Genomic DNA, 21,127 nt, shown 5'->3' with positions numbered 1-21,127 from the left:
GTTTTACTTAGTCACCCTAAAGCCAGTATGCGGAGAGCCCGATGCGGGATCGCAATTTTGATGACATTGCAGAGAAGTTTTCCCGTAACATTTACGGCACCACCAAAGGTCAATTAAGACAGGCTATCCTTTGGCAGGATCTGGATCGATTACTGGAAACGTTCGGTGAGCAAAAACTGCACATTCTGGATGCCGGTGGTGGTGAAGGGCAAACGGCCATCAAAATGGCGCAACGAGGACATTTCGTCACATTATGCGATCTGTCTGGCGAGATGATCGCCCGAGCGCAACAGGCGGCAGAGGCAAAAGGTGTGAGCGGGAACATGCATTTTATACAATGCGCCGCTCAGGATGTTGCTTCGCATTTGGAAAGCCCGGTTGATCTGATATTGTTTCATGCTGTGCTGGAGTGGGTGACAGATCCGGTCAGCGTGTTGCAGACTCTGTGGTCAGTATCGCGTCCAGGCGGCGCGCTGTCGTTAATGTTCTACAATGCTAACGGTCTGTTGATGCATAACATGGTCGCAGGGAACTTTGACTATGTGCAGGTGGGGATGCCGAAACGTAAAAAACGCACGCTTTCACCGGACTACCCACGCGATCCGGGGCAGGTCTACCAGTGGCTGGACGAGATCGGTTGGCAGATAACCGGTAAAACGGGCGTCCGTGTGTTTCATGATTATCTGCGAGATAAACATAAACAGCATGACGACTTTGAAATGTTACTTGAGTTAGAAACGCGTTATTGCCGCCAGGAACCGTATATCAGCCTTGGGCGCTATATTCATGTCACCGCGATTAAAAGTTCGGCCCGAGCCGCAGATGCAAGGATAATTTATGAGTGAATTTTCCCAGACAGTCCCCGAACTGGTTGCCTGGGCCAGAAAAAATGACTTCTCCATCTCTCTGCCGGTAGACAGACTTTCGTTCCTGCTGGCGGTCGCGACCCTGAACGGTGAGCGACTTGACGGCGAGATGAGTGAAGGTGAGTTGGTGGATGCGTTCCGCCATGTGAGTGATGCGTTTGAGCAAACCAGCGAAACCATCGGCGTACGCGCCAACAACGCGATCAACGATATGGTGCGTCAACGTCTGCTGAACCGCTTTACCAGCGAGCAGGCGGAAGGCAACGCTATATATCGTTTAACGCCATTGGGAATTGGCATCACGGATTACTACATTCGTCAGCGCGAATTCTCTACGCTGCGTCTTTCAATGCAGCTGTCGATTGTTGCTGGTGAACTAAAGCGCGCGGCGGATGCGGCAGCGGAAGGTGGCGATGAGTTCCACTGGCATCGCAACGTCTACGCGCCATTGAAATACTCGGTGGCGGAGATTTTCGACAGTATCGATCTGACCCAGCGCATCATGGATGAACAGCAGCAGCAGGTAAAAGACGACATCGCACAGTTGCTTAATAAAGACTGGCGGGCGGCGATCTCCAGCTGTGAACTGCTGCTCTCTGAAACGTCTGGTACGCTGCGTGAACTGCAGGATACGCTGGAAGCGGCGGGGGATAAGCTACAGGCTCACCTGTTACACATCCAGGACGCCACGATGACGCATGACGATTTGCATTTCGTCGATCGGCTGGTGTTTGACTTACAAAGTAAGCTCGACCGCATTATCAGTTGGGGTCAGCAGTCCATTGATTTATGGATCGGCTACGATCGTCACGTGCATAAGTTTATCCGTACCGCGATCGATATGGATAAAAACCGCGTCTTTGCCCAGCGTTTGCGCCAGTCCGTGCAGACATATTTTGACGATCCGTGGGCGCTAACCTATGCCAACGCCGATCGTCTGCTGGATATGCGTGACGAAGAGATGGTGCTGCGTGACGAAGAGGTCACCGGCGAGCTTCCGGAAGATCTGGAATATGAAGAATTTAACGAGATCCGTGAACAGTTGGCGGCGATCATCGAAGAACAGCTAGCTATCTACAAATCCAGACAAACACCACTGGATCTCGGTTTGGTCGTGCGCGAGTATCTGGCGCAATACCCACGTGCGCGTCATTTCGACGTCGCGCGCATAGTTATCGATCAGGCGGTACGCCTTGGCGTAGCGCAAGCAGACTTCACCGGACTGCCAGCCAAATGGCAGCCGATTAATGATTACGGAGCCAAGGTACAGGCGCATGTCATTGACAAATATTGAACAAGTGATGCCGGTAAAGCTGGCGCAGGCGCTGGCGAATCCGTTATTTCCGGCGCTGGACAGCGCCTTACGTTCGGGCCGCCATATCGGTCTGGATGAACTGGATAATCATGCCTTCCTGATGGATTTTCAGGAATATTTTGAAGAGTTTTACAGCCGCTATAACGTGGAATTGATCCGTGCGCCGGAAGGGTTCTTCTACCTTCGCCCGCGTTCAACGACGCTCATTCCCCGTTCGGTCCTGTCTGAACTGGACATGATGGTCGGTAAAATTCTTTGCTATCTCTATCTCAGCCCGGAACGCCTGGCGAACGAAGGGATTTTTACCCAGCAAGAGTTGTACGACGAGCTGCTAACGCTGGCTGATGAAGCGAAGCTGCTGAAACTGGTGAACAACCGTTCAACCGGTTCAGATGTTGATCGCCAGAAGCTACAGGAAAAAGTTCGTTCTTCGCTAAACCGTCTGCGCCGTTTAGGCATGGTGTGGTTTATGGGTCACGACAGCAGCAAATTCCGTATTACGGAATCAGTCTTCCGCTTTGGCGCGGACGTGCGCAGCGGTGACGATCCGCGCGAAGCGCAGCGTCGCTTAATTCGTGATGGCGAAGCGATGCCGGTCGAGAACCGCCTGCAGCTCAACGATGAGCCCGAAGAGAATCAGCCGGACAGTGGAGAAGAAGAATAATGATTGAACGCGGTAAATTTCGCTCACTTACGCTGATTAACTGGAATGGTTTTTTTGCCCGTACGTTCGACCTTGATGAACTGGTTACCACGCTGTCCGGCGGTAACGGTGCGGGTAAGTCCACCACCATGGCGGCATTTGTTACAGCGCTCATTCCGGACTTAACCCTGCTGCATTTCCGTAACACCACCGAAGCCGGTGCAACCAGTGGTTCACGTGATAAGGGCCTGCACGGTAAGTTGAAAGCGGGCGTCTGTTACTCAATGCTCGACGTCCTCAACTCGCGCCATCAGCGCGTGGTGGTGGGGGTGCGTTTGCAACAGGTTGCTGGTCGCGATCGTAAAGTGGATATCAAACCGTTTGCCATTCAGGGGCTGCCGATGTCGGTGCAGCCAACCCAACTGGTGACGGAAACGCTGAATGAACGCCAGGCGCGCGTGCTGTCCCTCTCTGAGCTGAAAGAGAAGCTTGATGAGATGGAAGGTGTGCAGTTTAAACAGTTCAACTCAATCACCGATTATCACTCACTGATGTTCGATCTGGGCATCATCGCCCGTCGTCTGCGTTCCGCGTCTGACCGTAGTAAATTCTATCGTCTGATTGAAGCCTCGCTGTACGGCGGGATCTCCAGTGCCATTACCCGTTCACTGCGTGACTACCTGCTGCCGGAAAACAGCGGCGTACGTAAAGCCTTCCAGGATATGGAAGCTGCGCTGCGTGAAAACCGCATGACGCTGGAAGCGATTCGCGTAACTCAGTCTGACCGCGATCTGTTTAAGCATTTGATCAGCGAAGCGACTAACTATGTGGCCGCGGATTATATGCGTCACGCCAACGAACGTCGTATCCATCTTGATAAAGCGCTGGAATATCGTCGTGAGCTGCATACTTCACGTAAGCAGCTGGCCGCGGAGCAGTATAAGCACGTGGATATGGCGCGCGAACTGGGCGAGCATAACGGCGCGGAAGGCGATCTGGAAGCTGATTACCAGGCCGCGAGCGATCACCTGAATCTGGTGCAAACCGCTCTGCGTCAGCAGGAAAAAATTGAACGCTACGAAGCGGATCTCGAAGAACTGCAGGTCCGTCTCGAAGAACAAAATGAGGTGGTCGCGGAAGCCGTTGACCGCCAGGATGAAAACGAAGCCCGCGCAGAAGCCGCGGAACTGGAAGTGGATGAGCTGAAAAGCCAGCTTGCCGATTATCAGCAAGCGCTGGACGTCCAGCAAACGCGAGCCATCCAATATACCCAGGCGATCCAGGCGCTGAATCGGGCGAAAGAGCTCTGCCACTTACCGGATCTGACCGCCGACAGCGCTGCTGAATGGCTGGAAACCTTCCAGGCTAAAGAGCAGGAAGCCACTGAAAAACTGCTGACGCTGGAACAAAAAATGAGCGTGGCGCAAACCGCGCACAGCCAGTTCGAACAGGCTTATCAGCTGGTGGCGGCTATCAATGGCCCGCTGGCGCGTGGTGAAGCCTGGAGCGTGGCGCGTGAACTGCTGCGGGAAGGCGTTGAACAGCGCCACCTGGCGGAACAGGTTCAGCCGTTGCGTATGCGACTCAGCGAACTGGAGCAGCGTCTGCGCGAACAGCAAGATGCCGAGCGTCTGCTGGCTGAATTCTGCAAGCGTCAGGGTAAACAGTTCGATATCGATGAGCTGGAAGCGCTGCACCAGGAACTGGAAGCACGCATCGCCGCCTTGTCGGACAGCGTCTCTTCTGCCAGCGAACAGCGTATGACGTTGCGTCAGGAGCAGGAACAACTGCAGTCTCGTATCCAGCACCTGATGAAACGTGCGCCTGTCTGGCTGGCCGCGCAGAATAGCCTGAATCAGCTTAGCGAGCAGTGTGGCGAAGAGTTTACCTCAAGCCAGGACGTGACTGAGTATCTGCAACAACTGCTGGAGCGCGAGCGTGAAGCCATTGTTGAGCGTGATGAAGTCGGTGCGCGCAAAAATGCAGTTGATGAAGAAATTGAACGTTTAAGTCAGCCGGGCGGGGCGGAAGATCAGCGTCTGAACGCGCTGGCGGAGCGCTTCGGTGGCGTTCTGCTGTCAGAAATCTATGACGACGTTAGCCTTGAAGATGCGCCGTACTTCTCTGCGCTGTACGGTCCTTCGCGTCATGCCATCGTGGTGCCGGATCTGTCGCTGATTACCGAGCAGCTTGAAGGGCTGACGGATTGTCCGGAAGATCTCTATTTCATCGAAGGGGATCCGCAGTCGTTTGATGACAGCGTTTTCAGCGTTGATGAGCTGGAAAAAGCGGTAGTGGTGAAAACCGCCGAGCGTCAGTGGCGTTATTCCCGCTTCCCGACGGTGCCGATTTTTGGCCGTGCAGCGCGCGAAAGCCGTATTGAAACCCTGCATGCCGAGCGTGAAGGGCTGTCTGAACGTTTCGCAACGCTCTCCTTTGACGTCCAGAAAACCCAGCGTCTGCATCAGGCGTTCAGTCGTTTCATTGGCAGTCATTTGTCGGTGGCGTTTGAAGCCGATCCGGAAGCGGAAATTCGCCAACTGAATGGCCGTCGCGTTGAACTGGAACGGGCGCTGACCAATCATGAAAATGATAATCAGCAAAGCCGTATGCAGTTTGAGCAGGCGAAAGAGGGGGTCTCCGCTCTTAACCGCCTTCTCCCGCGTTTGAATCTGCTGGCGGATGACACGCTGGCCGATCGCGTGGACGAAATTCGTGAGCGCCTGGATGAAGCCCAGGAAGCAGCGCGTTTTGTACAGCAACATGGCAACCAGTTAGCCAAACTGGAACCGATTGTTTCGGTCCTGCAAAATGACCCTGAGCAGTTTGAACAACTGAAGGAAGACTACGCGTATTCCCAGCAGATGCAGCGCGATGCGCGTCAGCAAGCTTTTGCTCTGACCGAAGTGGTGCAGCGCCGGGCGCACTTTAGCTATTCCGACTCTGCTGAAATGCTTAGCGGCAACAGCGATCTGAACGAAAAACTGCGTGAGCGCCTGGAACAGGCGGAAGCTGAACGTACCCGCGCCCGTGAAGCGCTACGCAGTCACGCTGCACAGTTAAGCCAGTACAACCAGGTCATGGCGTCGCTGAAAAGCTCCTATGACACCAAAAAAGAGCTGCTTAACGATTTACAACGTGAACTGCAGGATATTGGCGTTCGTGCGGACAGCGGTGCCGAAGAGCGCGCGCGTATTCGTCGTGATGAACTGCATGCGCAGCTCAGCAACAACCGTGCGCGCCGTAACCAACTGGAAAAAGCGTTGACCTTCTGCGAAGCGGAGATGGAAAACCTGACCCGCAGGCTGCGCAAGCTGGAACGTGATTATTTTGAGATGCGCGAGCAGGTGGTTACCGCGAAAGCCGGATGGTGTGCGGTGATGCGGATGGTGAAAGATAACGGCGTTGAACGCCGCCTGCACCGTCGTGAGCTGGCGTATCTTTCCGGTGATGAACTGCGCTCGATGTCGGATAAGGCGCTTGGTGCGCTGCGCCTGGCGGTTGCGGATAACGAACACCTGCGTGATGTACTGCGCATGTCTGAAGATCCAAAACGTCCAGAGCGTAAAATTCAGTTCTTTGTCGCGGTTTATCAGCATCTGCGTGAGCGTATTCGCCAGGATATTATCCGTACCGATGATCCGGTTGAAGCGATCGAACAGATGGAGATTGAGCTGAGCCGTCTGACGGAAGAATTAACGTCCCGCGAACAGAAACTGGCGATCAGCTCTCGCAGCGTGGCGAATATCATTCGTAAGACCATTCAGCGCGAACAGAACCGTATTCGCATGCTGAACCAGGGGCTGCAAAGCGTGTCGTTTGGCCAGGTAAACAGCGTTCGTCTGAACGTCAACGTACGCGAGACGCATGCTACCTTGCTGGACGTACTTTCCGAACAGCATGAGCAGCACCAGGATCTGTTTAACAGCAATCGTCTGACCTTCTCTGAAGCGCTGGCGAAGTTGTATCAGCGTCTGAATCCGCAGATTGATATGGGGCAACGTACGCCGCAAACCATTGGTGAAGAACTGCTGGATTACCGTAACTATCTGGAAATGGAAGTTGAAGTTAACCGTGGCTCTGACGGCTGGCTGCGTGCTGAATCTGGCGCGCTGTCAACCGGTGAAGCGATCGGGACCGGGATGTCTATTCTGGTGATGGTTGTGCAAAGCTGGGAAGACGAAGGGCGTAGACTGCGCGGGAAAGATATTTCTCCTTGCCGTCTGCTGTTCCTGGATGAAGCTGCGCGACTTGATGCACGCTCTATCGCGACTCTGTTTGAACTGTGCGAGCGTCTGCAAATGCAGCTGATTATCGCAGCCCCAGAAAACATTAGCCCGGAGAAAGGCACCACCTACAAACTGGTGCGTAAAGTCTTCCAGAACACCGAACACGTTCACGTGGTCGGTCTGCGCGGGTTTGCGCCTCAGTTACCTGAGCCGCTGCCTGGCACCGAAGATGCCTCCTCGCAGGCAAGCTAAATAAAAGGCGGCTAAATGGCCGCCTTCATTTTTTCCGGAAATTCTCAATAACTGGTGTAATTTCTTTAAACTTCTTTACATTAGGTTAGGCAAAAATTTTTTCATGTTTATATACTAAAGGTAAGCCTAACGCGTCACAGGCTTGCTCGTCATACTTCAGCTTGTATTGGCGTTTTACAGGTTCGGCCCCGCCAAAATAAGGGGAAGACATACGGCCTGGCTACTCAAAGTATGATAAAAAAACAGGGGGCAAGGGATGTTGCTTAATAAAATGTGTGGTCGTCGGCTGTCGGCAATTAGTTTGTGCCTGGCCGTAACATTCGCTCCACTGTTCAATGCGCAGGCCGATGAGCCTGAAATGATCCCTGGCGATAGCTCAGCGACCGTCAGTGAACAGCCAACAGCGTTATCGCAGCCGCAGGCTCAATCTTCCGCGACGGCTATCATGGCAGGTATCCAACCACTGCCCGAGGGCGTGTCAGTTGATAAAGCCCGCGCCGAATTACAATCTCAACTTCCAGCGGGCTTCACACCGGTTTATATGAGCCAACTGGAACTGCTGTATGCCGCACGCGAAATGAAACCGATGTGGGATAATCGTGATGCGGTAAAAGCCTTTCAGCAACAGTTAGCTGAAGTGGCGATTGCCGGCTTTCAGCCGCAGTTCACCACCTGGGTCGCTTTACTGACTGACCCTGCAGTAACCGGTCAGGCGCGAGATATCGTGCTCTCAGATGCGATGATGGGGTATCTGCACTTTATTGCCAACATCCCCGTCAAAGGCAATCGCTGGCTCTATAGCGATAAGCCCTATGCGCTGACGACGCCGCCGATTTCCGTGATCAACCAATGGCAAGTCGCGCTGGATAACGGTCAACTGACTTCGTTTGTCGCCAGCCTGGCACCGCAACATCCGCAGTACGCAGCAATGCATGATTCGCTGCTCAAGCTGGTGGGCGATACGCGGCCCTGGCCGCAACTGACCAGTACCGCGACGCTGCGTCCGGGGGAGTGGAGTAAGGATATCCCTGCGCTGCGTGAAATTTTGCGCCGTACCGGGATGCTGGAGTCTGTTGTCAGTACGGCTGCCAAAGAAGGCCGTAGCGCTTACGATCGTGAACTTGTTGACGCGGTTAAGCGTTTTCAGACGTGGCAGGGGCTTGGGGCCGATGGCGCGATTGGCCCTGCCACGCGTGACTGGCTGAACGTGACGCCCGCTCAACGTGCGGGCGTACTGGCGTTAAATATTCAGCGCTTGCGCCTGCTGCCGGGTACGCTGTCTACCGGTATCATGGTGAATATTCCTGCCTACTCGCTGGTGTATTATCAAAACGGCAATCAGGTACTGGCCTCGCGCGTTATCGTCGGACGTCCCGATCGTAAAACGCCGATGATGAGCAGTGCGCTGAATAACGTGGTCGTTAACCCGCCGTGGAATGTGCCGCCGACGCTGGCCCGGAAGGATATTCTGCCTAAGGTTTGGAATGACCCGGGGTATCTTGAGCGTCACGGCTATACCGTAATGCGCGGCTGGAACAGCAAAGAGACGATAGATCCGTGGCAGGTTGACTGGGCCACCATCACCGCCTCCAATCTGCCGTTCCGCTTCCAGCAGGCTCCGGGAGCGCGTAACTCGCTCGGACGCTATAAATTCAATATGCCGAGTTCGGACGCTATTTATCTGCACGATACGCCGAACCACACTCTGTTCCAGAAGGATTCGCGGGCGTTAAGCTCCGGCTGCGTGCGCGTGAACAAGGCATCTGAGCTGGCGAATATGCTGCTACAGGATGCGGGGTGGAATGATACGCGCATCTCGGATGCCCTGAAGCAAGGGGACACAAGGTACGTGAATATTCGCCAGAATATCCCCGTCAACCTCTACTATCTGACCGCATTTGTTGGCCCGGATGGTCGCACGCAATATCGTACAGATATTTACAATTACGATCAGACAGCGCGATCCAGTGCACAAATTGTGTCAAAAGCTGAACAATTAATCAGATAAATGAAGCAGTTCGAGGAAAATAATTGTCGTAAGTTATGCTGGAAACGGGGCGAAATGGCTGCAAGCCCCGTATTTCCTGGGGTTGGGAGCCTTGACGTGGACTACTTAGCCAGATAAGGTTTCCCGCGTGCGCTAGAGCATACATACGATAACATTGACCTTGTAGACCTTAAAACCATGGACAAATTTGACGCTAATCGCCGCAAACTGCTGGCGCTTGGTGGTATTGCCCTCGGCGCTGCCATCCTGCCTACGCCTGCGTTTGCTACACTCTCTACCCCACGTCCGCGCATTTTGACTCTGAATAACCTGCATACCGGTGAGTCAATAAAAGCAGAGTTTTTTGATGGCAGGGGCTATATTCAGGACGAATTAGCTAAACTTAATCACTTTTTCCGTGATTTTCGTGCGAATAAAGTGAAATCCATCGATCCGGGATTGTTCGATCAACTCTTCCGTCTGCAGGGCCTGCTGGGCACGCGTAAACCCGTACAGCTTATTTCTGGTTACCGCTCTATTGATACCAATAATGAATTACGTGCGCACAGCCGCGGTGTGGCAAAGAAAAGCTACCACACGAAAGGGCAGGCCATGGATTTCCATATTGAAGGCATCGCATTAAGTAATATTCGCAAAGCTGCGTTATCTATGCGCGCAGGTGGTGTAGGATACTACCCACGCAGTAACTTTGTGCATATTGACACCGGACCGGCGCGTCATTGGTGATCCATAAGCTTAATGAAACAGGAGCCGTATGAACTATCGTATTATTCCGGTCACTGCATTCGCCCAGAACTGCTCGTTAATCTGGTGTGAGCAAACCCGTCTGGCTGCGCTGGTCGATCCCGGCGGCGATGCTGAGAAAATCAAACAGGAAGTCGATGCCAGTGGCCTGACGCTAATGCAGATCCTGCTCACCCATGGTCATCTTGATCACGTAGGTGCGGCGGCTGAACTGGCACAGCATTATGGTGTACCGGTTATTGGTCCGGAAAAAGAAGATGAGTTCTGGTTACAAGGACTTCCTGCTCAGAGTCGCATGTTTGGCCTGGGCGATTGTGAGCCGCTGACGCCCGATCGCTGGTTGAATGAAGGCGACCGGGTAAGCGTGGGTAACGTGACGTTGCAGGTACTGCATTGCCCGGGCCACACGCCGGGACATGTGGTCTTCTTTGATGAACAATCAAAGCTACTGATTTCTGGTGACGTGATTTTCAAAGGCGGCGTAGGGCGCAGCGATTTTCCTCGCGGAGATCATAGTCAATTGATTGATTCGATTAAACGTAAACTGTTGCCGTTGGGCGATGACGTGACGTTTATTCCGGGTCACGGCCCACTTTCGACGTTGGGCAACGAACGGCTACATAATCCGTTCCTGCAGGATGAAATGCCTGTCTGGTAACACCGCAGATAAATGAAAAAGGCCGCTATTGCGGCCTTTTTAGTACGCGATAGATTACAGTACTGCGACAATCGCTTCGCACAGCGGCGCCATGTTATCTGGCGTCATTCCTGCTACGTTCACACGTCCGGAAGCGACGGCATAGACACCAAACTCTTCACGCAGACGCAGAACCTGCTCTTTGGTCAGGCCGCTGAATGAGAACATGCCGTTCTGTTTGATGATAAAGCTGAAGTCGCGATTCGCACCTTTCTCCTGCAGCGTATTCACAAACAGCAAACGCATGCGTTGGATGCGTTGACGCATATCAGTCAGTTCCTGCTCCCAGATAGCGCGCAGGGCATCGTTGCTCAGGATGGTTGCCACAACCGACGCACCGTGTGCTGGTGGGTTGGAATAGTTGGCACGAATGACGGATTTCATCTGGCTAAACGCGCGGTCGACGGTTTCAGCATCGGCTGCAACCAGAGTACAGGCGCCTACGCGCTCATTGTACAGACCAAAGTTCTTGGAGTAGGAGCTGGCGACGATCAGCTCTTTGTGCAGCGCAACGAATGCGCGCAGACCTTCTGCATCTTCTTCCAGACCGCGGGCAAAGCCCTGGTATGCGAAGTCAAACAGCGGCAACCAACCTTTTTCGACAGAAAGCTGAGCCAGCATTTGCCACTGCTCCAGCGTAGGATCGATACCGGTCGGGTTATGGCAGCAGCCGTGGAATAACACCACGTCGCCAGCCTGCGCTTCGCTGAGGCTTGCCAGCAGCGCATCAAAGTCTAATGAGTGGTTCGTGGCATCGTAATAGTTGTATTCACGAACTTCCAGACCGGCAGAGTTAAAGACGCTCTTATGGTTTGGCCAGCTTGGATTGCTCACCCATACGCGTTTAGCTGAGGTGTTTTTTGCCAGGAAATCAGCGGCCACACGCAGTGCGCCAGTGCCGCCAGGGGTCTGTGCTGTACGCGCACGTTTGTCGTTGATAAGCGAACTTTCTTTACCAAACAGTAATTCCTGAGTGCAGCGACCAAACTCTGGAATACCGTCGATGCCAAGGTAATTTTTGGTGGTTTCATTTTCCAGAATATATTGCTCGGCTTTTTTAACGCTGGTCAGTACCGGCGTTTTGCCTGTCTCATCTTTATATACACCGATCCCAAGGTTTATTTTTCCTGGGCGGTCATCGGCACGAAACAAATCAGCCAGACCCAAAATGGGGTCGGCAGGAGCGGCAGTAATGTTCTCAAACATGACGAGGTTCCATAGTGATTACAGAAGGGAAGTCCGCTATCAGGTTAACGGTAGATTTACAAAATGCCAACCGTTACTGACGAAAAGCCGAGGTGTTTTTTTAAGACGCAAGAATCCGCTAGCAGAGATAAAAAAACAGGACCGAAGTCCTGTTTTTTAGGCATTTAACAAAGAGGTCTGCTATTAGAACTGGTAAACGATACCCACTGCAACGGTGTCGTCAGAGCCTACGCCCAGTTTGTTGTCAGAATCGATCTGGTTGATGATGTAATCAACATAGGTGGACATGTTTTTGTTGAAGTAGTAAGTCGCACCCACTTCGAAGTAGTTCACCAGATCTACGTCGCCGATTCCTTCGATGTCCTTACCTTTAGATTTGGTATAGGCGAGGGACGGACGCAGGCCGAAGTCGAACTGGTACTGAGCAACCAACAGGACGTCTTCAGTTTTGTTAGCATAACCGTTAGCGATACGGGTTGCGTTACGGGTTTCGCTGTAGTTCGCCGCCAGGTAGATGTTGTTAGCATCGTATTTCAAGCCGGTCGCCCACTGCTCAGCTTTGTCGCCGTGGCCACGCAGAAGTGGGTTTTGCTGGGCATCGGTACGATCAGCCGCGCCATACGCACCTACGATACCAAAGCCTTCGAATTCGTAGCTAACAGAACCGCCAACGCCATCACCGTTAGAGCGACGAACGTCATCACGCTCGTTTTTGCCCAAGTACTGAACAGCGAAGTTCAGGCCTTCAACCAAACCGAAGAAGTTAGAGTTACGGTAAGTTGCGAGACCGCCGTTACGCTGAGAGAAGAACTGGTCGGAAGCAGCAGTATCACCACCGAATTCTGGCAGCATATCGGTGTAACCCAGAGCATCGTAAACGACGCCGTAGTTACGACCGTAATCGAAGGAGCCTGCATCACCGAATTTCAGACCGGCAAACGCCAGACGGGTTTTGTTGCCATTCTGAGCATCATCACCGCCTTCAGAGTTATTGCCGCTGAACTGGTATTCCCACTGGCCGTAACCAGTCAGTTGGTCGTTAATCTGAGTTTCCCCTTTGAAACCAAGACGGGCGTATGTCTGATCGCCATTAGGTGCGTAGGCATTGTCACCGTTGTGCTTGGAAAAATAGTGCAGACCTACTGCTTTACCGTACAGGTCTACTTTGTTGCCATCTTTGTTATAGATTTCTGCAGCGTTAGCTGCCCCGGCTACCAGCAGAGCAGGGATAACCACTGCCAGAATATTGCGCTTCATCATTATTTATTACCCTCATCGGTTTTTATATGACACCTGCCACTGCCGCCAATAATTTCCGTCAATAAAAATTTACGGAACTATTGATGAGAGTTTGGTGTCTTTATGTGTCTGACAGGCATCTTTCCATTCAAACTATCGTTTCGCTACCGTCAAAGTGCTACAAATATAAAGATTTGGTTTCAAAAAGAAAAAGTGTGTAACAAAATGTTATTTTTGTGCAACTTTGTGAACAACTTCAAATTTCAGATGTCCGTGCGCTAAAAATCACCACTTCTATTTCTATTTATATGATTTTCTTATATTTAATTTAGATAAACTCCTTTTTTCTCTGTTCTGCCATAAAGTTCATGGTTTACAGATGGCTATTTCTGGACGTCTGGAATGCCGTGCAAATGGTTAAAAAATGTACTATTTAATCAGAAAATGCTAATCCACAATAAAAATGATGATTATTTTTTGTTCAAATATGTTGCGGTGAAATATTACGTAACAGGAAGGGGGAAGGCGAAGGGTTGTGTTAAACGCGGGAGGGGGATCCCAAAACGTGAAGCGGTGACAAAAAAAGCCAGCAATGCTGGCTTTTGTATCAAAAATGCAGGGTTAGAACGTGGCGTTACGCGGGGTTCGCGGGAACGGAATAACGTCACGGACGTTCTGCACGCCGGTAACGTAAGCGATCAAACGCTCAAAGCCCAAACCGAAGCCGGAATGTGGAACGGTACCGTAGCGACGCAGGTCGCGATACCACCAGTAATCTTCTTTATTCAGACCCATTTCCAGCATACGGGCATCCAGGACGTCCAGACGCTCTTCACGCTGAGAACCACCGATGATTTCACCGATTCCTGGAGCCAGTACGTCCATTGCTGCAACGGTTTTACCGTCTTCGTTAAGGCGCATATAAAACGCTTTGATATCTTTCGGGTAGTTTTTAACGACGACCGGCGCTTTAAAGTGCTCTTCAGCAAGGTAACGTTCGTGCTCAGAAGACAGATCCACACCCCAGTAAACCGGGTTTTCGAACTGTTTGCCGCATTTTTCCAGAATGCTTACCGCGTCGGTGTAATCCACCTGCGCGAAGTCAGCCTCAATGAAACGTTCCAGGCGTGAAATCGCGTCTTTGTCGACACGTTCGGCGAAGAATTTCATATCATCCGCACGCTCAGCCAGTACGGCTTTGAACGCGTACTTCAGCATCGCTTCAGCCAGGCCTGCAACATCGTTCAGGTCGGCGAAAGCCACTTCCGGTTCCAGCATCCAGAACTCTGCCAGGTGACGACTGGTATTAGAGTTTTCTGCACGGAACGTCGGGCCAAAGGTATAAATTTTGGACAGAGCACAGGCGTAGGTTTCGCCGTTCAGCTGACCGGAAACGGTCAGGAAGGCTTCTTTACCAAAGAAGTCTTTGTCGAAATCGACTTTGCCCTGATCGTTACGCGGCAGGTTTTCCAGATCCAGCGTAGACACGCGGAACATTTCACCGGCACCTTCGGTGTCGGAAGCGGTGATCAGCGGAGTCGATACCCAAAAGAAACCCTGCTCGTGGAAGAAGCGATGCAGCGCTTGCGCCAGCGTATGACGTACTCGCGCGACAGCACCAATCATGTTGGTACGTGGACGCATGTGCGCCACTTCACGCAGATACTCAATGCTGTGACGCTTAGCCGCCATTGGATAGGTATCAGGATCTTCAACCCAGCCGGCTACTTCAACCTCAGTGGCCTGAATTTCAAAGCTCTGTCCTTGTCCAGGTGATGCAACGACTTTACCCGTTACGATAACTGAACAACCCGTCGTCAGGCGCAGTACGTCCTGATTGTAATTGGGCAGAGAATTATTGATGACGGCCTGTACAGGATCAAAGCAGGAACCGTCATAAACGGCGAGGAAGGAGATGCCAGCTTTTGAATCTCGGCGGGTACGCACCCATCCGCGCACGGTGACTTCGCTGTCAACGGCTACGCGGCCCTGGAGTACGTCGGCTACAGGCACAACGCTCATAATATTCTCTCTGTTAATAGTCGGATATATAAACACATGTCCACCCGTAATGGGGGGATACCTATGTTACCTGGCATCTGCAATCAGACAAGCAGAATTCGTAGCTGGAGTGAAAGATTTCGGAAATTAGCGTGAAAAGGGAGCCAAACTGGCTCCCTGAAAGGTTTAACTGGCTTTTTTAATATGCGGCAAATCGAAGGCTTTGCGTAGCGCGCGCACGAACGCTTTATCGTGGCAGATGGTTTTACCCGGGCTATCAGATAACTTCGCCACAGGTTTGCCGTTACATTCCACCAGCTTGATTACAATATTGAGCGGCTTAACCTGGGGAATATCACAGGTTAAACGTGTGCCAATACCAAAACTCAACTGCACACGAGAAGAGAAGTGGCGGTAGAGCTCAATCGCTTTTTTCAAATCGAGGTTATCTGAAAACACCAGCGTTTTGCTCAGCGGATCAATGCCCAGTTTTTGATAATGGGCGATGGCTTTTTCACCCCATTCCACTGGGTCGCCTGAGTCATGGCGTAAACCCTGATAGCGGGTTGCAAACTCGACGCCAAAGTCGCGTAAAAACGCATCCATGGTGATGCAATCGGTCAGCGCAATGCCGAGTTGGTCAGGGTATTCATTTAACCAGGCGGCCAGGGCAACGCGCTGGCTGGTGGCAAGCTCAGGGCTGATTTGCTGATGAGCCTGGAACCACTCATGCGCCTGCGTGCCCATTGGGGTTAATGACAGGCGGCGGGCCAGATCGTAGTTACTGGTGCCGACAAACCAGGGCTCTCGCTGCAGGCGTTTAACAATAGCCTGCTGTACTTCACGTGAAAAACGACGACGCGTACCGAAATCCATCAGATGGAAGCGGGACATATCGACATCTTTCGTTAAAGCAGAGAATTCTACTAGTTTGCTTTCCAGCTCATCGAGTGCCTGCGGGACGCCTGATTCGGGCGAACGGTAACGGTGTACCATCTCGCTGATAACCGCTAGCAGCGGGACTTCCCACATGATCACTTCACGCCACGGCCCGGTTAAGCGGATGTTCAGCTTACCGTTATCATTGGTGACGCAAACCTGTTCCGGGTTATAGCGGAAATCACGTAACCAGGTGAGGTAATCAGCTTTAAAGAAAGGCAGGCCGGAGAGCCACTGGTACTCGTCCTCCTGCAGTCGCAGGTGTTGCATAGCATTCACCTGCTCACGAATAGAATCGGCATAAATACCGAGCAGGTCATCGCCACGGCAACGAAATTCAGCCGCTACTTGTACATCATAGTAGTGGTGAAAAACGGCTTGCTGCATATGCAACTTATAAGCGTCTGTATCCAGCAGCGAGTGCAGAACAGGAGAAGCGAATTGTGTCATAGGTGCGCAGTAGCATCCTCTCACGGGAGCGTTTAGTACAATAAACAACTAAGAAAACCGCTGGAGTATACCTTGTTTAGCGATTTATTGAACCCCGATCACACCATAAGCTGTCTTTCTGGTCGAGGGCAATTCGTGCCGCGTGTTATAAAAATGTAGCAAAAAGGGTGTTTGTGCCTGAAAAGATGAACATTCTGCGTAGCGCGATTTACGCAACAGGAATAGACTGAAGCCGAGACTCTACCAAAGATGCTAAAGGTTTTTTATGACACAACAGCCACAAGCCAAATACCGTCACGACTATCGTGCGCCGGATTACCAGATTACTGATATTGACTTGACCTTTGACCTGGATGCTGAAAAAACCGTGGTCACCGCCGTGAGCCAGGCTGTCCGTCATGGCGCGTCCGATGCGCCCCTGCGCCTGAATGGCGAAGATCTGACCCTGGTGTCGATCCACGTGAACGACGAGCCGTGGGCAGAGTATAAAGAAGAAGAGGGCGCTCTGGTCATCAGTCAACTGCCAGAACGTTTCACGTTGCGTATCGTGAATGAAATTAGCCCGGCGGCCAATACCGCGCTGGAAGGACTGTACAAGTCCGGCGACGCGCTGTGCACCCAGTGTGAAGCGGAAGGGTTCCGCCATATTACCTGGTATCTCGACAGGCCGGATGTCCTGGCGCGTTTTACCACCAAAATTATCGCCGATAAAACCCAATATCCGTTCCTGCTCTCCAACGGTAACCGTGTGGCGCAGGGGGAACTGGAAAATGGTCGTCACTGGGTACAGTGGCAGGATCCGTTCCCGAAACCGTGTTATCTGTTTGCGCTGGTAGCCGGTGATTTCGACGTCCTGCGCGACACCTTTACCACCCGTTCCGGGCGTGAAGTGGCGCTGGAACTGTACGTCGATCGCGGCAACCTGGACCGCGCGCCGTGGGCGATGACCTCACTGAAAAACTCCATGAAATGGGATGAAGAGCGCTTTGGCCTCGAATATGACCTCGACATTTATATGATTGTCGCGGTCGATTTCTTCAACATGGGGGCGATGGAGAATAAAGGTCTGAACATCTTTAACTCCAAATATGTACTGGCACGTACCGATACCGCCACCGACAAAGACTACCTCGATATTGAGCGCGTCATCGGTCACGAATATTTCCACAACTGGACCGGCAACCGCGTGACCTGTCGCGACTGGTTCCAGTTGAGCCTGAAAGAGGGATTAACCGTGTTCCGCGATCAGGAGTTCAGTTCCGATCTCGGCTCACGCGCGGTAAACCGGATCAGCAATGTGCGCACCATGCGCGGCCTGCAGTTTGCCGAAGATGCCAGCCCAATGGCGCATCCTATCCGTCCGGATATGGTCATTGAAATGAACAACTTCTATACCCTGACCGTGTACGAAAAGGGCGCTGAAGTTATTCGTATGATCCACACCCTGCTCGGTGAGGCTAACTTCCAGAAAGGGATGCAGTTGTATTTTGAGCGTCATGACGGCAGCGCTGCAACCTGTGATGATTTCGTGCAGGCGATGGAAGATGCGTCCAACGTCGATCTTTCGCATTTCCGCCGCTGGTACAGTCAGTCCGGTACGCCGATTCTGACCGTGCATGATGACTACAATCCATCCACTGAGCAGTACACGCTGACTATCAGCCAGCGCACGCCGGCCACGCCGGATCAGGCCGAAAAACAGCCGCTGCATATTCCTTTCGCCCTCGAGTTGTATGACAACGAAGGGAAAGTGATCCCGCTGCAAAAAGGCGGGCACCCGGTGAATTCCGTACTCAATGTCACCCAGGCTGAGCAGACGTTTGTCTTTGATAATGTCTACTTCCAGCCGGTTCCGGCACTGCTGTGCGAATTCTCCGCACCGGTAAAACTGGAATACAAATGGAGCGATCAGCAGCTGACTTTCCTGATGCGTCATGCGCGTAACGATTTCTCTCGTTGGGACGCGGCGCAAAGCTTGCTGGCGACCTATATTAAGCTCAACGTAGCCCGCCATCAGCAGGGACAGCCGCTGTCGCTGCCGGTACACGTGGCCGATGCATTCCGGGCGATTTTGCTGGATGAGAAAATCGATCCGGCACTGGCGGCAGAGATTCTGACGCTGCCTTCGGTGAATGAAATAGCTGAACTGTTCGACATTATCGATCCGGTGGCGATAACGGAAGTACGTGAAGCGTTAACTCGCACGCTGGCGGCCGAACTGGCGGATGAATTCCTCGCCATCTATAACGCTAATCATCTTGATGAGTACCGCGTTGAGCATGCCGATATTGGCAAGCGTACGCTTCGTAATGCCTGCCTGCGTTTCCTGGCCTTTGGCGAAACCCATCTGGCCGACACGCTGGTCAGCAAGCAGTACCGTGAAGCAAACAATATGACCGATGCGCTGGCGGCGCTGTCCGCGGCAGTCGCGGCGCAACTGCCTTGCCGCGACACGCTAATGCAGGAGTATGACGATAAGTGGCATCATGACGGTCTGGTGATGGACAAATGGTTTATCCTGCAATCCACCAGCCCGGCGAGAAACGTGCTGGAAACGGTACGTGGCTTACTGAAGCACCGTTCCTTCAGTATGAGTAACCCGAACCGAATCCGATCTCTGATTGGCGCCTTTGCGGGCAGCAACCCGGCGGCATTCCATGCGGAAGATGGCAGCGGCTATCAGTTCCTGGTCGACATGCTGACTGAACTCAATAGCCGTAACCCGCAGGTGGCGTCACGTCTGATTGAGCCGCTGATTCGCTTAAAACGGTATGATGCAAAACGTCAGACGCAGATGCGCGCGGCGCTGGAACAGTTGAAAGGTCTGGAGAATCTCTCCGGCGATCTGTTCGAGAAGGTAACCAAAGCGTTAGCCTGAAACGTTGACCTGTCGTTTTGTAAGCCGGAATAGGCGGTAACGCCGCCATCCGGCAAAAGGCCCGGTGGCGCTTGCGCTTACTGGGCCTGATTTTTCTGAATGCTTATCCATGCCGGCGGATCGGCTGTTCCGTTTCGCTACGCTGCATTACCCGGTTCAACACTTCTGCTTCCAGCTCTGCCAGACGCACCGAACCAATCCGGCGTGGTCGCGCAATATCCACCGTTAAATCCAGTCCGATTTTTCCATCTTCAATAAGCAACACGCGATCGGCCATTGCCACCGCTTCACTGACGTCATGGGTGACCAGCAGTACGGTAAAGCCGTGCTCTTGCCATAAAGAGACAATCAGCTCCTGCATTTCAAGGCGGGTTAAGGCATCCAGCGCACCGAGGGGTTCATCCAGCAACAGCAGACCGGGACGATGAATTAATGCCCGCGCCAGGGCCACGCGCTGTTTTTGTCCACCGGACAGGGCAGCAGGCCATTCCTGAGCACGATTCTCCAGCCCAACTGCGGCCAGCGCGTCCCGGGCCGCATCGCGCCAGTGACCTTTCAGACCCAGACCCACATTATCGATAACCGTCTTCCAGGGTAGCAGACGCGCATCCTGAAACATCATTCGCGTATCCTCCTGAATTTCTGCCAGCGGGGTGGTTCCGGCAAGTAATGCACCTGAGGTGGGAGACTCCAGCCCAGCCAGCAGACGCAGTAGCGTGCTTTTTCCTCCTCCGCTGCGGCCAACCACGGCAACAAACTGTCCGGCCTGAATGTGCAAATCTAACTGATTGAGCACCGTATTGGCGGCGTATTGTTTCGTCACGGCACTCAGTAAAAGCGGCGTGCCTTGGTTCAGGCGTGCGGTATTCATACGGTAGCCTCCTTCACATGGTAAGCCGGGTTCCAGCGCAGCCAGATCCGCTCCAGCCATTGGGCGCTGACGTCGGCAAGTTTGCCGAGCAGGGCGTAGAGAATAATGGCCACCACGACCACATCGGTTTGCAGAAATTCGCGGGCGTTCATTGCCAGGTAACCAATGCCGGCATTGGCTGAAATGGTTTCCGCGACAATAAGCGTCAACCACATCAGCCCGAGAGCAAAACGCACGCCAACCATAATCGAGGGCAGGGCGCCGGGGAGGATCACATGAATAAATAGTGAAAAACCAGACAGCCCATAGCTGCGAGCCATCTCTATCAGACCGCGATCGATATTGCGGATCCCATGCCAGGTGTTGATGTAAATCGGAAAAAGCGTGCCCAGCGCGACGAGAAAGATCTTGGCGGATTCATCAATGCCGAACCACAAAATCACCAGTGGGATCAGCGCCAGATGCGGCACGTTACGCAGCATCTGCACCGAAGTATCCAGCAGGCGTTCTCCCCACCGCGAAAGACCGCTAATCAGTCCCAGCGTCAGGCCAATCGATCCGCCGATGGAGAAGCCTACCAGCGCGCGCCAGGAGCTGATCGCCAGATGCTGCCAAAGCTCGCCGCTGGCGGAAAGCGTCCAGAAGGCTTCGACAACGCCCTCCGGAGAGGGCAGGATGCGGGTGGACAACCAGCCCATTGATGATGCGAGCTGCCAGAGCGCGACCAACCCAACCGGTAAAAACCAGGGCGCGAGGCGCAGTAACCACCTGTTTTTCGGCGTTGCCATC

General features: G+C 52.9%; 14 protein-coding genes. 8 read left to right on the top strand and 6 right to left on the bottom strand.

Annotation, left to right across the window (positions count from 1 at the left end; translation table 11 throughout):
• Positions 1–41: 41 nt before the first annotated feature.
• The 7 genes from cmoM to HV302_RS16030 all read left to right on the top strand — a co-directional run bounded on the left by cmoM (position 42) and on the right by HV302_RS16030 (position 10,715).
• Complete coding sequence (cmoM, locus tag HV302_RS16060) at positions 42–845, top strand: tRNA uridine 5-oxyacetic acid(34) methyltransferase CmoM (protein ID WP_181626271.1); 804 nt, start codon at positions 42–44, stop codon at positions 843–845.
• The gene (gene mukF, locus HV302_RS16055) at positions 838–2,160 is read left to right on the top strand and encodes a chromosome partition protein MukF (RefSeq protein WP_016156123.1); all 1,323 of its coding nucleotides are present in this window, start codon (positions 838–840) and stop codon (positions 2,158–2,160) included. The genes cmoM and mukF overlap by 8 nt, the downstream gene beginning before the upstream one ends.
• Entirely contained in the window at positions 2,141–2,845 is a 705-nt protein-coding gene (mukE, locus tag HV302_RS16050; protein ID WP_016152457.1) for a chromosome partition protein MukE, read from the top strand. Before mukF ends, mukE begins: the two co-directional genes overlap by 20 nt.
• Positions 2,845–7,305, top strand: a complete 4,461-nt coding sequence (mukB, locus tag HV302_RS16045; RefSeq protein ID WP_181626270.1) for a chromosome partition protein MukB — start codon at positions 2,845–2,847, stop codon at positions 7,303–7,305. The genes mukE and mukB overlap by 1 nt, the downstream gene beginning before the upstream one ends.
• 256 nt (positions 7,306–7,561) lie before the next feature.
• Positions 7,562–9,313: a L,D-transpeptidase gene (gene ldtD, locus HV302_RS16040; protein WP_181626269.1), complete on the top strand. Its 1,752-nt coding sequence runs from the start codon at positions 7,562–7,564 to the stop codon at positions 9,311–9,313.
• Between the two features lie 177 nt (positions 9,314–9,490).
• Positions 9,491–10,039, top strand: a complete 549-nt coding sequence (locus HV302_RS16035; RefSeq protein ID WP_016152461.1) for a YcbK family protein — start codon at positions 9,491–9,493, stop codon at positions 10,037–10,039.
• 28 nt (positions 10,040–10,067) lie between these two features.
• Positions 10,068–10,715 (top strand): MBL fold metallo-hydrolase, encoded by a 648-nt coding sequence (locus HV302_RS16030; protein WP_003035823.1) that lies wholly within the window; start codon positions 10,068–10,070, stop codon positions 10,713–10,715.
• A 54-nt stretch (positions 10,716–10,769) separates the two neighbouring features.
• Here HV302_RS16030 and aspC read toward each other — a convergent pair whose 3' ends face one another.
• The 4 genes from aspC to pncB all read right to left on the bottom strand — a co-directional run bounded on the left by aspC (position 10,770) and on the right by pncB (position 16,589).
• Positions 10,770–11,960 carry an aspartate transaminase gene (gene aspC / locus HV302_RS16025; RefSeq protein ID WP_181626268.1) on the bottom strand — a complete coding sequence of 397 codons (1,191 nt, stop codon included), beginning with the start codon at positions 11,958–11,960 and terminating at the stop codon, positions 10,770–10,772.
• A 183-nt stretch (positions 11,961–12,143) separates the two neighbouring features.
• Positions 12,144–13,220 (bottom strand): porin OmpF, encoded by a 1,077-nt coding sequence (ompF, locus tag HV302_RS16020; RefSeq protein WP_016156126.1) that lies wholly within the window; start codon positions 13,218–13,220, stop codon positions 12,144–12,146.
• A gap of 600 nt (positions 13,221–13,820) precedes the next feature.
• Complete coding sequence (asnS, locus tag HV302_RS16015) at positions 13,821–15,221, bottom strand: asparagine--tRNA ligase (protein ID WP_016152464.1); 1,401 nt, start codon at positions 15,219–15,221, stop codon at positions 13,821–13,823.
• A gap of 165 nt (positions 15,222–15,386) precedes the next feature.
• Entirely contained in the window at positions 15,387–16,589 is a 1,203-nt protein-coding gene (pncB, locus tag HV302_RS16010) for a nicotinate phosphoribosyltransferase (protein WP_047414144.1), read from the bottom strand.
• A 265-nt stretch (positions 16,590–16,854) separates the two neighbouring features.
• Between pncB and pepN the strand changes: the two genes are divergently transcribed.
• Positions 16,855–19,467: an aminopeptidase N gene (pepN, locus tag HV302_RS16005; protein WP_181626267.1), complete on the top strand. Its 2,613-nt coding sequence runs from the start codon at positions 16,855–16,857 to the stop codon at positions 19,465–19,467.
• Between the two features lie 103 nt (positions 19,468–19,570).
• Here pepN and ssuB read toward each other — a convergent pair whose 3' ends face one another.
• Both ssuB and ssuC read right to left on the bottom strand, forming a co-directional pair.
• Positions 19,571–20,338: an aliphatic sulfonates ABC transporter ATP-binding protein gene (gene ssuB / locus HV302_RS16000; protein WP_016152467.1), complete on the bottom strand. Its 768-nt coding sequence runs from the start codon at positions 20,336–20,338 to the stop codon at positions 19,571–19,573.
• On the bottom strand, positions 20,335–21,126 hold the full coding sequence (ssuC, locus tag HV302_RS15995) for an aliphatic sulfonate ABC transporter permease SsuC (RefSeq protein WP_181626266.1): 792 nt from the start codon (positions 21,124–21,126) through the stop codon (positions 20,335–20,337). Before ssuC ends, ssuB begins: the two co-directional genes overlap by 4 nt.
• Position 21,127 lies beyond the last annotated feature (1 nt).

The sequence above is a fragment of the Citrobacter sp. RHBSTW-00859 genome (assembly GCF_013729795.1).
Classification (GTDB): Bacteria; Pseudomonadota; Gammaproteobacteria; order Enterobacterales; family Enterobacteriaceae; genus Citrobacter; species Citrobacter braakii.
The sequence above is the reverse complement of the archived record's forward strand: the minus strand, read 5'-3'. Positions and strand labels throughout refer to the sequence as shown.

What these genes read in the sequence shown, in the direction of transcription:
- cmoM (WP_181626271.1), top strand. Translation starts at nt 42, where the DNA reads ATGCGGGATCGCAATTTTGATGACATTGCAGAGAAGTTTTCCCGTAAC.
- mukF (WP_016156123.1), top strand. Translation starts at nt 838, where the DNA reads ATGAGTGAATTTTCCCAGACAGTCCCCGAACTGGTTGCCTGGGCCAGA.
- mukE (WP_016152457.1), top strand. Translation starts at nt 2,141, where the DNA reads ATGTCATTGACAAATATTGAACAAGTGATGCCGGTAAAGCTGGCGCAG.
- mukB (WP_181626270.1), top strand. Translation starts at nt 2,845, where the DNA reads ATGATTGAACGCGGTAAATTTCGCTCACTTACGCTGATTAACTGGAAT.
- ldtD (WP_181626269.1), top strand. Translation starts at nt 7,562, where the DNA reads ATGTTGCTTAATAAAATGTGTGGTCGTCGGCTGTCGGCAATTAGTTTG.
- HV302_RS16035 (WP_016152461.1), top strand. Translation starts at nt 9,491, where the DNA reads ATGGACAAATTTGACGCTAATCGCCGCAAACTGCTGGCGCTTGGTGGT.
- HV302_RS16030 (WP_003035823.1), top strand. Translation starts at nt 10,068, where the DNA reads ATGAACTATCGTATTATTCCGGTCACTGCATTCGCCCAGAACTGCTCG.
- aspC (WP_181626268.1), bottom strand. Translation starts at nt 11,960, where the DNA reads ATGTTTGAGAACATTACTGCCGCTCCTGCCGACCCCATTTTGGGTCTG.
- ompF (WP_016156126.1), bottom strand. Translation starts at nt 13,220, where the DNA reads ATGATGAAGCGCAATATTCTGGCAGTGGTTATCCCTGCTCTGCTGGTA.
- asnS (WP_016152464.1), bottom strand. Translation starts at nt 15,221, where the DNA reads ATGAGCGTTGTGCCTGTAGCCGACGTACTCCAGGGCCGCGTAGCCGTT.
- pncB (WP_047414144.1), bottom strand. Translation starts at nt 16,589, where the DNA reads ATGACACAATTCGCTTCTCCTGTTCTGCACTCGCTGCTGGATACAGAC.
- pepN (WP_181626267.1), top strand. Translation starts at nt 16,855, where the DNA reads ATGACACAACAGCCACAAGCCAAATACCGTCACGACTATCGTGCGCCG.
- ssuB (WP_016152467.1), bottom strand. Translation starts at nt 20,338, where the DNA reads ATGAATACCGCACGCCTGAACCAAGGCACGCCGCTTTTACTGAGTGCC.
- ssuC (WP_181626266.1), bottom strand. Translation starts at nt 21,126, where the DNA reads ATGGCAACGCCGAAAAACAGGTGGTTACTGCGCCTCGCGCCCTGGTTT.